Raw genomic sequence first — 13,593 nt, 5'->3', positions numbered from 1 at the left:
AACCAGGTTTTATGCGGTATGTATTAATAAACAAATTAACTTTAACAAAAATTCAAATTTCCGAATTAAGCATAAATACCGGACTCATTCATCTGTAATACAACCCATTATCAATAACCACAAATATCATAGTTCTAGTGGAACTATGACCACCAAAATTATAAATTTATTTCCGAATAGTTGAAATATGTTGTAAAGATTTAATCTTATTATGCTTTTTAACGGCTTTAGGCTAAATAAATCCGCATACATCGAGCAAGGGTCTTCAGAGCAGGAATAATCTCTACAATATAATAGATTGGGACATAAGATTCTAAAGAAATTCTTCCTTCCTCTGAAGAAATGAGATTACCGCAGTTCCACTAGGACTAAATTCCAGACGAACGGCACAGCATGGATGAGAAAGCGGACATAAAGAGATTCAACAATATTTTCGTTACCCATCGGGACCGGTATATCCGGTTCGCCTATTCGTATACCTACAATCAAGAGGCAGCAGAAGACCTTGTGACGGAAAGCCTGATGTACTATTGGGAGAACCGCCATCGGCTGGAGGATGTCAAAGACATACCTTTATATATATTGGTCACTCTGAAGAACAAATGCCTGGATTACCTTCAGCGAGAACGTACCTGGAATAATATCGCCGAAAATTTACTATCCAACAAAGAATGGGAACTTCAAATGCGTATCTCCAGCCTGGAAGCATGCGAGCCGGAGAGATTACTCGGTGACGAAATCCAGAAACTTGTCCATCAGGCTTTGACCAAACTGCCGGAAAAGTCCCGGCACATTTTTATCATGAGCCGATACGAGGGGAAAAATTACCAAACCATTGCCGAGGAGACAAACCTCTCGGTGAAGAGCGTCGAGTTTCATATCAGCAAAGCACTGAAATTATTACGAAAAGAGTTAAAAGACTATCTTCCCTGCCTGCTATTCATACTGGATTTCTTTTATAAGCCCTAAATATTTTCACGGTCCGCTTTAAAGTGAAAATAAATTTTCATGCAGGAGAAAATAAATTTTCCCATGAGTGAAACTTTATTTTCTTGCTGTACGATGAAAAAAAACACAAAAAAAATCATTCTTCCTTTAGGGTATTTTCCCTTCCGTTCGCCCTTAATAGTAGAAACACGAAAAAATGGAACAAAGACTACTACATAAAATGTTTAACGGAGAGGCCACAGACAACGAGCTGACTCAAATCCGTCAGTGGGTAAACGCCGACAAAGCGAACAGAGACGCATTCTATCATGAACGCGCCTTGTTCGACGCGCTCCAATTAAATACTGTTCAAAGAGAAAATCATACCCGCAAACAGTCCGTGCCGCTTTGGAAGTGGATCGGAAGTGCAGCCGCTGCTGTTATCGCCCTGTTCTTATTATATAACATTCAAATATTCACCCATAAGAACATCCAGCCTGAAATAGCTTTCAACACCATAAAGGTACCTGCCGGACAGCGGGTTGAAGTAACGCTATCGGACGGGACTCACCTTTGGCTGAACGCCCGGTCGGAATTTTCCTATCCGGTTTCATTCAACGGAGACAAAAGGGAGGTTCATCTGAAAGGAGAAGCCTTTTTCGATGTCGCCAAGGACAAAGACAAAAAATTTATAGTCAATGCCGGTCGCTGCGAAGTGGAAGTTTTAGGAACCCAGTTCAATGTGGAGGCCTACAACGAAAATGACTTTTCCACAGCCCTCATCCGAGGCAGCGTAAAAGTCACCGACAAGTCACAGCCAGACGAATCAGTTGTGTTAGAACCAAATAATGCTGTCAGCCTCAACAACGGAAAGCTGACGGTCACTCCCATCACCGACTTCAATCCATATAGTTGGAAAGAGGGGCTTATCACTTTTAAGGATATCAATTTCAAGGATCTGATGAAGAAACTTGAGAAAAACTACGGTATCAGCATAGTCGTCGACAATCATACGCTCGACAATTATGCATGTAGTGGAAAGTTCCGTATATCCGACGGGATTGAACAGGTGTTGAGAGCTTTGCAACAAGACGCCCACTTCACCTTCGAGCGAGAGAGCGGAAGTGAAATTCGTATCCGATAAACAATTAAAATATATATAGCCTATGACAAGGAGATGATCAGAACGATAATGGACAAACTATGTCCTATGTAAAAATGAAGTTTCAATCTAATATCATTTTATTTAACTATCACAAAGATGAAGAAAAGAAAAATTTGTGTATCTCGTGTTTTAAAGATGACATCTCTGTTCTTCCTTTCCTGTGCCATGTGCGCACAAGCAGAAACGGTAAGTTCGCAGAGTATACGCATCACGCTCAACAAAAACAATGTCCGGCTGGAAAACATCTTGAACGACATTGAAAGCCAGACCAATTTATTGTTCATTTACAACAAAGATGTAAATGTGAACAAGAAAGTTTCAGTAAAAGCTGAAAATATCTCTTTGCAGGAAGTACTGCAAAACCTGTTTGACAACAATGTATCCTTCAAGATCGAAGGCTCCTACATCGTCCTCTCGCCGACAGGAACGACAGGCGCCGCGCAACAAACAAAACGCACGGTGAAAGGTGTGGTAGAAGATGCTTTAGGCCCTATCGCCGGAGCTAATGTCGTAGAGAAAGGAACCACTAATGGTACGATTACCGATATGGACGGTAATTTCACCTTAAACGCAGCACCGAACGCCGTACTGGTTATTTCGTATATCGGCTACAAAGAACAGGAAGTGCCGGTAAACAACAAGACAAGCATCCAAGTCAAATTAGTCGAAGACTCACAAGCATTGGATGAAGTGGTCGTTGTCGGTTACGGTGTCCAGAAACGTGCATCCGTAACAGGATCAGTCGCTTCACTTCAGGCAAAAGACATTGCCACTGTCAAAACTCCGAATGTCAGCAACGCGCTGGCAGGTAAGTTGCCGGGTTTGCGTGCCGTACAGAGAAGCGGTGCTCCGGGTGATGACGACGCAAGCATCGATATCCGTGGATTCGGTAGTGCATTGGTTATCGTGGACGGTGTAGAACGTGATTTCAAACAGCTCGATGCCAACGATATCGAATCGATCAGTATCCTGAAAGATGCTTCCGCTGCCGTTTACGGTTTCAAGGGTGCGAACGGTGTTATCCTTGTCACGACCAAAAAAGGAGAAATAAGCAAGCCGAAGATCAATTACAATGGGTATGTCGGTTTCCAAAACGTCACTCGCTATCCGAGATATTTCAATGGATACGAGTATGCGACCTTGTATAACGAAGCACAGCAGAACATTGGAGTTCTTGCTCCCTATTCCGCTGAAGACCTGGAAAACTACAGACAAGGAATTGGAACAACAGACTGGTATAACGAGACAATCAGAAAATCGGCTCCATCCACTTATCACAATTTAAGTGTTTCAGGTGGTGCTGAAAAAGTAAAATACTATTTTTCACTCGGTTTGACGAACCAAGACGGTATTCTTCGTTCCAATGACATCAACTACAGAAAGTATAACGTCCGTTCAAACATCAGTGCAGAAATCGTAAAAGGCCTTACCGTCGACTTACAATTAAGCGGACGATTGGACACCAGAATGACACCGGCTTTGCCTTACAAAAACACCAACTTGTTCGGTGACATCCAGATGGCAAGACCTGTTTTGTCTCTCTATGCCAACGACAATCCTGATTATTGGAACAACCCCGGCGGCGGACATAACCCCGTACAGGTGTCAAACATTGACGAAATCGGGTATAACCGAAGAGACAGAAGAGAATTCAATGGTTCTATCACGTTGAATTGGGATATTCCTTGGGTAAAAGGGTTGTCTGCAAAAGGTCTTTTCTCGTACGACTATAATAACAAATATACACGCGATTGGGTTAAAGAATACAAAGACTATGTATACGACAAAGCAAACGATGTGTACAATGTCGCAGGTAACCATGCAATCTCGGAACTGACAACAAAAGCAGAGAACTATTTCAGACCCAATGGCCAAATTTCTTTGAACTACAAGAATACGTTCGGTAAACATGATATCGGCGTTTTAGGCTTGTGGGAATTCTATAACGACCGTACAGACTGGGTAGAAGCCTATCGTCAATTCACAATCGGAGCTATCGACCAGATTGCTGCCGGCGACAAGACGAACATCAATAATGACGGTTCCGCTAAAGTTTCTGCACATGCAGGTCTCGTCGGACGTATCAACTATGCATACGCCAGCAAGTATTTGGCAGAATTCAGCTTCCGTTATGATGGTTCTTACAAATTCGATCCGGATAAACGTTGGGGATTCTTTCCTGCTGTTTCTTTAGGTTGGAGAATGTCTGAAGAGTCTTTCTTCAAAGAAGCACTGCCTATGATCGACAACTTCAAGCTCAGAGGTTCATACGGAAAGATCGGAGACGAAGGGGATTTCAGCGCTTACCAATATCTGACAGGATACACATATCCTTCGAAAGATTACATTTTAGGTTCGGGAGGTGTTTCGAACGGTGCTGTCGACAGAGGAATGCCTAATACCAACCTGACTTGGTACAAATCGACCACTGCGAATGTCGGATTCGAAGCTTCTGCTTTGTCCGGATTAATCAGTGCTGAATTCGACTACTTCATCCGTAAAAGAGACGGACTGTTGGCCACTCGTATTCTTACGCTTCCTACCACATTCGGTCAATCATTGCCACAAGAGAACTTGAACTCGGACAAAACGCAAGGTTTCGAAATCGTGTTGGGACATCACAACAATGTCGGCGACTTCAGCTATGACGTAAAAGCGAACTTCTCCACTACCCGTAATTATAACCGTTATGTGGAAAGAGCCGCCTCTACCAATATGTACGACAACTGGCGCAACAACAGCAACGACCGTTACAAAGACATCCAATGGGGTAAAGTTTGCATCGGGCAATTCCAGAGCTACGAAGAAATCTTCAACTCTCCTATCCAGGATAACAACGGGAATAAATCATTAATGCCCGGCGACTTGAAGTTCGAAGACTGGAATAACGACGGAATCATCGACAGCAAGGATGACCAACCTATCGGACACGGCAATACGCCTCGTATATACTACGGTTTGAACCTTTCCGGATCATATAAGGGATTTGATTTGACCTTGTTCTTCCAAGGAGCTGCCGGCCACGAAGTCTTCACATCGGGCGACTTCATGTATCCGTTTATCCAACAAGGCCTGGGTAACGGTATCTCATTGTGGCTGGATCGTTGGCACAGAGCAGATCCGTCGGATATGGATAGCGAATGGATTCCCGGATACATGCCGGCATTGCGTCCGACCGGATATGCGGCAAATGCAACCAACAACACTTGGACAATGCACAAAGCCAATTATCTTCGTCTGAAAACAATCGAGCTGGGTTATACATTCCCCAAATCATGGATGTCGAAAATCGGCATTGAAAACCTCCGTATCTATGTGAACAGCTTCAATACATTCACATTTACAAGCAGAGAAGGTCTAATGAAATACATGGACCCGGAAAACAGCAACGGAGCGTTTAAGTATTACCCGCAAATGAAAACGTTTAATTTTGGAGCAAACCTAACATTTTAAAAACAGCTAATCTATGAACACAACAAAAATAAAAAGTATCGGACTCGGATTGCTTTTGTTCGGAAGCAGTGCTTGTTCTAACTACTTGGAAAAAGAAACATTCGACATCATCACTCCAGACAAAGTATGGAGTGATTCCAAACTGATTGATGCGGTTTTAGTCGGAATGTACTACTACGTCCAGATGGAGGATTTCGACTATTGGTATCGTGATCCTTGGCGTTTGCAAAATATCTCCTCCATGGCAGACGATGCGCAGGGATCCTTCCAGAAAGACCCGCTTTTCAACAACGGAAACACGACGTATACATACGAAGATGCTTTGTTCGAACAAAAATTTTCCGATGTATACAAATATATCCGCAACTGCAACGATTTCCTCTATCAGATCGAGGTTTCAAAAATCCTGACTGAAGACAAGAAAAAAGAACTGGCTGCAGAAGTGCGTTTCATTCGTGCCATGCATTATTTCACCTTGGTCAAACGATATGGCGGAGTGCCTCTGATCAAAGAATCGCAAGAATACGATCCTTCTAATTTGGAAGAGTTGAGAGTTCCGCGTAACACGGAAAAAGAGATCTATGACTTCATCGTATCCGAATGTCAGGAGGCTTCTCAAGACCTGCCGGAAACAAGAAGCGCAGAAGGCAAATACCGCGCCGACAAATATACGACATTGTCTCTTTGCTCCCGTGCAGCTCTCTATGCAGGCTCAATTGCCCGCTACGGGACAGTGCAGTTAGACGGTTTGGTCGGTATCCCCTCTTCAGAAGCCGATCGTTATTTCCAAGCTTCCTACGATGCGTCTAAAACGATCATCGAATCAGGCAAGTACTCATTATACAATAAAAAACCGGACGACAAGAGCCAGAACTACTGCGACATGTTCTTGAAAGGCAACGGCGACAACGGCGAATATATTTTCCAGAAGCAGTTCAGTGTTGCCGGCGGTAAAGCGCATAGCTGGGACAAACGTAACGCTCCGTTCTCTTATCGCGGCGGCGGTTGGGGATGCGGTATCGCACCGACATTGGAATTGGTCGAAGCATACGAATATGTAGATGGTTCCGAAGGTACTTTGAAATTGGAAGATCAAAACGGAAAACAATTACGTTTCGACAATCCTTATGACCTGTTTGCCAACAAAGACCCGCGTCTGTACGCTTCAGTTTTCCTGCCCGGTTCTCCTTGTAAAGGTTCGACGGTTGATTGGAAAAGAGGTATCATCGTTTCCGATAATGAAAGATATCAGGCAACAAGCCAGCCGGACGGTGGTAACACTGCCGTAGTCAACGGTGTCACTTACAGCACTTCAGGCAAGGATGGAGGAGCCGATGCCGGTGATGCTTCCAAGACCGGATTCTACCAGAAGAAGTTCTTCGACGAGACTTTGGAGGATATGAACATGAACAAGTCCGAAACTCCTTGGCCTGTCTTCCGTTTGGGAGAAATGTACTTGAACCTGGCTGAAGCCGCAATAGAGTTGAACAAACCGTCCGAAGCGTTGGATGCTGTCAACAAAATTCGCGAACGTGCCGGTATCGCTTTATTGTCAAGCATCAATATGGATAAGGTCCGCCACGAGCGCAGAGTGGAATTAGCATTCGAAAGCCATCGTTTCTGGGATCTGAAACGTTGGAGAGTTGCTCACTTGGATGTAGCACAAGGCGGTTTGAACGGATTCAGAGGCACAGCCTTATATCCTTGGTATGATATCCGCGACGGAAAATATGTGTTCGAAAGAGGGAAAAACTCTCCGAAACAGGTTCGTATCTTCCTCGAAAAGAACTATTACTCGAAAATCAACCAGGATGATATGAATTCGAACCCGAACCTCGTACAGAATCCGGGATATACAAACTAATTATTGTAATAATAGAAAGCGAATATGAAAAAGATAAATGTATTATTGATGGCTATATGCTCACTCTGCTTCACCAGCTGTTTGAGCGATTTAGACAATTATGAATCTCCGAACGGAGGCATCAAAGGACAAATACTGGATGCTACGACAAACGAGCCGATCCCCCTGCCGGTATCAGGTTCGACCGGTGTCATCATCAATATGTTCGAACAGAACACGGATGCGACACAATCCGTCGACTTTTATGCGAAGATGGACGGATCGTTCGAAAACACGAAACTGTTCAATTGCGATTACAAGATCGTGGTCAACGGCCCGTTCGTTTCCACTTGCGAAGACTTTGTCACCGTAAAAGGCCAAACGACTTTCAACGTAACCGCTACTCCGTATGCCCGGATCAGTGCGAGCACACAAGCTTCCGGCAAAACAGTCACGGTCACATACAAAGTTACGCCTACGGATCCTTCTTTCAACGTTTCCGATGTCTACGGATATTGGAATTTTGCACCGGGCGTGGATGACAGCAATGCCAACTATGCAGGCAAACAGAGTGTCAATGAGACAGAAGGAACTATTACTTTTGATTTGGAAAACGATGCTGCTTTCCAAAACAACCTGTACAAGATCAAGGCAAACGGTTACAAAGTATATTTCCGCATCGGGGCTAAAACTCAAGGGAAAATCAATTACAGCACGATCAGTGAAGTAATTGTCAAATAAAATTCCTAAATTCGGCACAGATATTCCAAAAAGACAACAGGGATATCTGTGCTTTTTATTCTTTAGTATCATGAAAAAAAAAATCTTATTACTCACTCTGGCGCTCCTACCATTCGCTGGGAATGCCCAAAACACATTACCGGATTGGGCTTTAGGCGGCTTTGTCAGGCCGGAAAAAGTCAACCCGATCATCACGCCTGATCCTTCCAAACTATTCGACTGTCCTATGCAGGGCAAAAAAATCGGCTGGGAAGAGAGCGATGTGTTCAACCCGGCAGCAACAGTCAAAGACGGTAAAATATATGTTCTTTACCGGGCCGAAGACAATTCAGCGACCGGAATCGGCAAACGTACTTCGCGTATCGGATTGGCTGAGTCCAAAGACGGCATCCGCATGAAACGCCGAAATACTCCCGTCATGTATCCGGACAAAGACAACATGAAGGAATACGAATGGTCGGGAGGTTGCGAAGACCCACGCGTGACAATGACGGAAGACGGCCTGTATGTCATGGCCTACACTTCCTGGAACCGGAAAGTGGCACGTCTCTGCATCGCCACCTCACGCGACCTGGTCAATTGGGAAAAACACGGCCCGGCTTTTGCCAAAGCCTACAACGGACGTTTCAAAGACATCTTCTGCAAGTCCGGTTCTATGGTGACAGAGATCAAAGACGGAAAACAGGTGTTGACGAAAATCGGCGGGAAATACTTCATGTATTGGGGTGAATATGCAGTCTATGCGGCAACCTCCGACGACTTGGTCAACTGGACCCCGATATTGGACGAGAACAACGAACTGGCGACCGTGATCAAACCTCGTCCTCAATACTTCGACAGCGCCTTGACGGAGTGCGGCCCTCCCGCTATCCTGACAGATAAAGGCATCGTCTTGCTTTATAACGGCAAGAACCATACAAACGACAGCAAACGCGACAAGCGTTTCACCGCCGGAGCTTACTGCGCCGGACAAATCCTGACCGACCCGAAAGAACCGATGAAGCTTCTGCAACGCCTGGACGTTCCTTTCTTCCGCCCGATGGCTTCATTCGAAAAGAGCGGACAGTATGTCGACGGGACCGTCTTTATCGAAGGTTTGGTCTTTTTCAAAAACAAATGGTATCTCTATTACGGATGTGCAGATTCCCAGGTCAGTGTAGCCATTTACGATCCGGCAAAGAAAACTCCTGGCGATCAGATCCCGAATTAAAAAGAATAATTTATGAAAAACATTTTTACAGGAATCTTTTTACTTGTGTCAGCCTGCTTCATGCAAGCTCAGACAACTAACTACTACCGCAACCCGGATAGAATCTATCTGGATTCGAAAGACGGACATAACGGAAGTTTCACTTGGCAGATGCATAAGGCTGACGAGACGAAAGACCCGGCAGAAAAAATTTCACAACCGGGCTATCAGACCGGACAATGGATGCCGGCGATCGTGCCCGGTACGGTCTTGAACTCCCTCGTCCACAACAAGGTATATCCGGAACCTTATTTTGGTATGAACAACAAGCTGGACCGGAATATCATCCCGGACCTTGCCAGAGCAGGACGCGAGTTCTACACCTACTGGTTCCGTACGGAATTCGACGTACCGGAAAACTATAAAGACAAAATCGTCTGGCTCCAGGTGGACGGTATCAACTACCGTGCCGAAATATGGGTAAACGGTTATCTGCTTGGCAATATGTCGGGTATGTTCAAACCGGAATATATCAATATCACCGATTTCGCCCGTATCGGCGGGAAGAATGCTTTGGCGATCAAAGTTTATCCGGTCGATATGCCGGGAACCATCAAGCCGAAGCAGTGGGGAGCCGCCGGCGAGTTTCATAATGGCGGAGACGGTAACATCGGACTGAACACAACCATGCTGATGAGTGTGGGCTGGGATTTCACCTTCAACGACGGGATCCGCGACCGTAATACCGGTATCTGGAAAAACATCAGCCTCTATGCTACGGACAAAGCGGTTATCCGCCATCCGTTCATCAAATCCGAACTCTCCAAACCGAACTACGACCTGGCAAAAGAGACAGTCAGCGTAGAGGTGACAAACCCGACACAGCGTGGCGTAAAATGCACGGTCAAAGGAGAAATCATCGGCGAAAACATCACGTTCAGCAAAGACCTGAACCTGTTCAGAGGGGAAACGAAGGAAATTAGTTTTACTCCGGAAGAATTTCCACAACTGACAATCAAGAACCCGCGTCTGTGGTGGCCGATCTTCAAAGGGAACCCGGAACTGTACGAACTGAAACTGACCGTAAGCATAGACGGCAAAGTGTCTGATGAGACAAAGACTCGTTTCGGTATCCGGGAAATCACATCCGGCCAGAACACACCGGACAAATCCCGCCAGTTCTACGTGAACGGCAAGAAACTCTTCATCCGGGGAACCAACTGGATTCCGGAAGGAATGCTCCGTACCTCCGACGAACGTACTTATGCCGAATTGCGCTACACCAAACAATCCGGTATCAACCTGATCCGTATGTGGGGAGGCGGAATTGCCGAATCGGACTATTTCTTCCAGCTCTGCGACGAAATGGGACTCCTCGTATGGCAGGAATTCTGGATGACCGGTGACACCAAACATCCGCAGGATAAAGATTTATATCTGAGTAATGTCGAAGCAACCGTAAAACGTTTGCGTAACCATCCTTCACTGGCCTACTATGTTTCGTCTAACGAAAGCACGGAAATGCCGGGAGCAAAAGACCTGATCATGAAACTGGACGGGACACGCGGTTACCAGATGCAGTCGGAATGTGACGGTGTGCACGACGGCAGCCCCTACAAGCAGGTAAACCCGATGCAGCATTACGAAAATACGGCCTCCGACCGCGGTAGCCGTGTCGATGGTTTCAACCCGGAATACGGATCACCCACTATCCCGACAGTCGAAACACTCCGCGAAGTAATGGACGAAAAAGACCTCTGGCCGATCAATAAGGAGGTATGGGATTATCATGATGGCGGTGGATTCCATCTGATGTCGACCATGTACACGGATCTTACCAACAATTACGGTCCCTCCTCTTCCATCGAAGAGTTTGCCTCCAAAGGTCAGGCAGTCGGAGCCATGAACTCAAAATCAATCTGGGAAGTCTGGAACTATAACAAACTCGGTTATGGAGACCGCTATGCTTCAGGACTTTTGTTCTGGTATCACAACTGTCCCGTAAGCCAGGTTTGTGCCCGTATGTGGGACTACTCGTTGGAACCGACAGCCTCCTTATACCATACCCAGAACGCATTGGAACCGCTTCACGCACAGTTCGATTATTTGAAAAACACGGTTTCCGTTTACAATGACTACTACCAGGCTTTCAAAGACTATAAGGTAGCAGCCGAAGTGTACGATTTGAACAGCAAGAAGGTATGGAGCAAAAGCCAGAAAATCGATATCCCGGAAGACGGCGTCGTAAACGATGTCTTCACAATCGACTTTCCCCAAAACATCACGCAGGTCCATTTCATAAAACTGCGCCTGTTCGACACGAAAGGGAAAGAGGTAGCCAACACATTCTACTGGCGTTCCAACGACAAGTATGAAGGACGCAAGACTCTGACAGGACCGACTTCGTCCGGCTTCGAAGATTTGTCGAAATTGAAACCGGTACAACTGAAGACCAAACATAAACTGGTAAAAAAAGAGAACTGCCAGATGATGGAACTGGAAATCAAAAATCCGTCATCATCCTTGGCTTTCTTTGTTCAACTGCAATATTTAGATGCAGACAACAAGCCGGTAAGACCCAGTTTCTATACCGACAATTTCTTCTCTCTGCTTCCGGGCGAATCTAAAAAAGTAACGATCGAAACAGCACTCGGCAACCTGCCTGCCAACGGCAAGTATGTTGTGAAAGGCTGGAATATAAAACCTCAAATAATTAAATGATGAGAAAGATAAAAATATCCATTATATCATTACTGGCAATCGCATTTTGTTCTCCTCTTTTTTCCCAGGAGAATGAGATTACAATAGATGCATCCAAAAGTTTAGGTGAGATCAACCCGTTTGTCTACGGACAATTCATCGAATACATGGGACGTTGCATAGACGGCGGCATATACGAAGAGAACAGCCCGCTTTCAGATGCAAGGGGATTTCGAACCGATGTGTTGGAAAAAGCGAAAGAGCTGGCTCCGACCCTGCTCCGTTTTCCGGGTGGAACTGTCATAAAGACGTTCCACTGGGAAGACGGGATCGGTCCCAAAGAACAACGGAAAGCCAAAAAGAACCTGATATGGGGCGGCATCAATCCGTACCATTTCGGGACTTGCGAGTTTATTGAATATTGCAGGGAGTTGAACTGCGAACCGGTATTGGTCATCAATATCTCTACCGGCACACCGGACGAAGCGGCCAACTGGGTCGAATATTGCAACGGGACAGAGAACACCTATTATGCCAACCTTAGGCGTTCGCACGGCTACCCGGAACCGTTTAATGTCAAATACTGGGCATTGGGAAATGAAGAAGCGGCCGAACCGGATGCCGGACGGCATCAGAACCCACATAAATATGTGGAAGATGTCTGGCATTTCATCAAGCTGATGAAACTGACCGACCCTTCGATCAAACTGATCGCCAACGGTGAAAGCGGCAACAAGGAATGGACGAAAACCGCATTAAAAGGATTGGATGGCGCCATCGATTACATCTCCTATCATGCCTATGTGGGGACAAACGGTCCCAGCCCCTATTCCATTTTCCAAAAAATACAAGGTCAGGACACATGGATGAGGGAGTTTGCCGAGATGGTCAAGGCAACCGTGCCGGACACGGTGCAGAACTGGAAGAAATGGTACCGCTTCCCGCATCGTACAGCTCCGGTCAAAATTGCATTGGACGAATGGGGAATTTGGGAACAACAGGAACCGCCGTACGGGACTACTAACACGTATGAATGGAGACATGGCCTCGCTACCGCTTGTTTCTTAAATGCAATCTTGCACAATGCAGAACATATAGGGATGGCAAACTGGGCGCAAATGGTCAATATCCTGGCTCCGATCATGACCAATAGCCAGACTTCGGTAAAACAAACGGTGTTCTTCCCTTTGAAAGAATATCGTAAACAGTCTTTGAAAGAGAGCGTACAAGCCAAGGCCCAATCTCCAATCATAGAAAAAGGGCTACAGTCCATCAATGTTTCGGCCACGGTAGACAGGGATAAAAAACTGATGACAGTGAATATCGTCAATATAAATCCCCAAGCTCTAAAGACAAAACTTCGATTCTCCGGATGCAAAATCGGTAAATTATTAAATACAACAGTCATGACAGCCACATCTTTAGATGCAAAAAACAAGCTGGATAGTCCGGATAAGAATGTTGTACAAACAAAATATACCGACATCAATAAAAAAACAGAAGAAATCAAATTGCAAGGAGAAAGTATCACGATTTGCAAATTTGAGTTATCTGATATTTAAAAGGCAATCCATC

The 13,593-nt window shown here is 45.4% G+C and carries 8 protein-coding genes; all 8 read left to right on the top strand.

All coding sequences use genetic code 11. From position 1 onward, the window contains the following. Window positions 1-393 precede the first annotated feature (393 nt). Window positions 394-969: an RNA polymerase sigma-70 factor gene (locus BQ9893_RS10880; protein ID WP_075966041.1), complete on the top strand. Its 576-nt coding sequence runs from the start codon at window positions 394-396 to the stop codon at window positions 967-969. Between the two features lie 175 nt (window positions 970-1,144). Continuing rightward, a complete protein-coding gene (locus BQ9893_RS10875) occupies window positions 1,145-2,071 on the top strand; it encodes a FecR family protein (protein WP_075966040.1) in 927 nt (308 codons plus the stop codon). Window positions 2,072-2,188: 117 nt separating this feature from the next. Then, complete coding sequence (locus tag BQ9893_RS10870) at window positions 2,189-5,545, top strand: TonB-dependent receptor (protein WP_075966039.1); 3,357 nt, start codon at window positions 2,189-2,191, stop codon at window positions 5,543-5,545. Window positions 5,546-5,558: 13 nt separating this feature from the next. Continuing rightward, window positions 5,559-7,409, top strand: coding sequence for a RagB/SusD family nutrient uptake outer membrane protein (locus BQ9893_RS10865; protein WP_075966038.1), 1,851 nt, complete (start codon window positions 5,559-5,561; stop codon window positions 7,407-7,409). A gap of 24 nt (window positions 7,410-7,433) precedes the next feature. After that, window positions 7,434-8,129, top strand: coding sequence for a DUF3823 domain-containing protein (locus BQ9893_RS10860; protein WP_244155112.1), 696 nt, complete (start codon window positions 7,434-7,436; stop codon window positions 8,127-8,129). Window positions 8,130-8,199: 70 nt separating this feature from the next. Beyond that, window positions 8,200-9,339: a glycoside hydrolase family 130 protein gene (locus BQ9893_RS10855; protein WP_075966036.1), complete on the top strand. Its 1,140-nt coding sequence runs from the start codon at window positions 8,200-8,202 to the stop codon at window positions 9,337-9,339. A gap of 12 nt (window positions 9,340-9,351) precedes the next feature. Continuing rightward, window positions 9,352-12,039 carry a glycoside hydrolase family 2 protein gene (locus BQ9893_RS10850; protein ID WP_075966035.1) on the top strand — a complete coding sequence of 896 codons (2,688 nt, stop codon included), beginning with the start codon at window positions 9,352-9,354 and terminating at the stop codon, window positions 12,037-12,039. After that, window positions 12,039-13,580 carry an alpha-L-arabinofuranosidase C-terminal domain-containing protein gene (locus tag BQ9893_RS10845; RefSeq protein ID WP_075966034.1) on the top strand — a complete coding sequence of 514 codons (1,542 nt, stop codon included), beginning with the start codon at window positions 12,039-12,041 and terminating at the stop codon, window positions 13,578-13,580. Before BQ9893_RS10850 ends, BQ9893_RS10845 begins: the two co-directional genes overlap by 1 nt. The last annotated feature ends 13 nt before the right edge of the window (window positions 13,581-13,593 follow it).

The organism is Parabacteroides massiliensis, assembly GCF_900155425.1.
Lineage (GTDB): Bacteria > Bacteroidota > Bacteroidia > Bacteroidales > Tannerellaceae > Parabacteroides > Parabacteroides massiliensis.
Note: the sequence above shows the minus strand (reverse complement) of the source record. Positions and strands in the feature narration are given on the sequence as shown.